1 protein-coding gene is annotated in these 981 nt (G+C 69.9%); it reads right to left on the reverse strand.

Annotated features, from left to right (window positions below; all coding sequences use genetic code 11):
• The coding region (locus RHBS_RS28030) for a thiolase family protein (RefSeq protein WP_145977667.1) at positions 1–827 on the reverse strand (827 nt) is incomplete at its 3' end.
• Positions 828–981: the final 154 nt, after the last annotated feature.

Raw genomic sequence — 981 nt, forward strand, 5'->3', positions numbered from 1 at the left:
CGGAATCGGGCGCGGGGCCGCAGGCCGTGTTCCTCGGCGAACTCGCGGCTCGCGATCAGGAGAGCGGCGGCGCCGTCGCTGAGCTGCGATGAATTCCCCGCAGTCGTCATCCCGTCCTCGGCGAAGACGGTGCGCAGCGCGGCCACCTTGGCGGGGTCCTGCTCCGCGCGGATCCCTTCGTCGCGGTCGACGAGCGGCGACGTGTCGTCGGCCGGATCTGCGTGGATCGGGACCAGCTGCTCTCGGAATCGGCCTGCGGCGGTGGCTGTGGCCGCCCGCTCGTGGCTGCGGATCCCGAACTCGTCGAGTTCGGCGCGGGTGAATCCGAACTGCTTGTTCATCAGTTCGGACGAGAGGCCCTGTGCCATGAGACCGCCGTCGTACCGCGCCAGCTCACGCGGACTGTACTGCGGTCCGAGGGGCGCGCCCGGGGTCATCGACGGTGGCATGGGGACCTGGGACATCGACTCGACGCCGCACGCGATGACCAGATCGTGCGTGCCGGCCATCACGGCCTGCGCCGCGAAGCTGACGGCCTGCTGGCCCGAGCCGCACTGCCGGTCGACTGTCACCGCCGGAACCGTCTCGGGGAGGCCTGCGGCGAGGACCGCGTGCCGTCCGAGGTTCCCCGTCTGCTGTTCGAATTGGAGCACGCATCCCGCGATGACGTCCTCGATTAAGGCCGGGTCGATCGCCGCTCGCTGGACCAGTTCGGCGATGGTGGCTCCGAGCAGGTCGACGGGGTGCCAACCGCTGAGGATGCCGTTGCGTCGACCGACGGGCGTGCGTACCGCGCCGACGATCACTGCTTCGTTGTTCGCTGCCATGGAAGTTACCTGCTCCTTTGTGCGGTGCGCGCGCCGCGCACCTCCGTGATGGGTACATCGATCCGAGCTGCCAGCTCGAGCCACTCGTCGACGCTGCGCCGCTCGAACGCCGCCGCGATACCGGCGTGGTCCTCGGCGCCGAGCGCGGTCACGA

The sequence above is a fragment of the Rhodococcus sp. BS-15 genome, from assembly GCF_000813105.1.
Taxonomy (GTDB): Bacteria; Actinomycetota; Actinomycetes; order Mycobacteriales; family Mycobacteriaceae; genus Rhodococcoides.